The following is a 720-nucleotide window of genomic DNA, read 5'->3' on the forward strand; positions in this document are numbered from 1 at the left end:
CCAGTAGAGCCTGTTGCTCCGGTATCACCGGTCGAGCCAGTCGCTCCTGTATCGCCCGTCGCACCTGTGGCTCCGGTATCGCCTGTGGCACCCGTTGAGCCCGTGGCACCGGTATCGCCCGTAGCACCCGTTGCTCCGGTATCGCCTGTTGGTCCGGTATCCCCGGTCGAACCTGTTGCACCAGTATCGCCAGTCGCGCCTGTGGCGCCGGTCGCACCAGTAGCCCCGGTTGCGCCCGTAGCGCCGGTCGCACCAGCGGCCCCTGTCGCACCCGCGGTGCCAGTGCTCGCGAGGGTTAATAGGCCACCATTAAAGTGGTCGCCATCGTTGCCCGCGGCGCCTGGGTTGTTGATTGGCGTGGTAGCGAAAAGATAACCCGGTTGGTTGCCCGCCGTGACGGGGTCAGCGTCGGCGACAAAAGTAAGTGTGCCGTATAGGCGGAAGCCAGAGTCATAGATGAGATAAGTATGGCCAATATCTGGAACTGTTACTGTTATCGAGAATTTTGGAGCCACGGCATTGGCTGCGGATGGCAACTGAAAGCTACCTACAACCGTATCATCGGTTGTAGCTGGCGTATTAATTGTATCAATCAAGTAGTACGTGTTGATATTGTTACTTGATCCAGTATCTATAGTGCCGGTAAGTGTCAGATCGCCCGCAGCCAGAACCCCCACGTAATCCGCCGCGCCTTCAGAGGTTAGTGGCGGCAGGGGCGAG

1 protein-coding gene is annotated in these 720 nt (G+C 59.0%); it reads right to left on the bottom strand.

Annotated features, from left to right (window positions below):
- Positions 1–677, bottom strand: a 677-nt coding sequence (locus EOA22_RS38385) for a collagen-like protein (protein WP_206521545.1), incomplete at its 3' end; no start/stop codon positions are given.
- Positions 678–720 lie beyond the last annotated feature (43 nt).

The sequence above is a fragment of the Mesorhizobium sp. M7A.F.Ca.US.014.04.1.1 genome (assembly GCF_003998745.1).
In the GTDB taxonomy this organism is placed as follows: domain Bacteria; phylum Pseudomonadota; class Alphaproteobacteria; order Rhizobiales; family Rhizobiaceae; genus Mesorhizobium; species Mesorhizobium ciceri.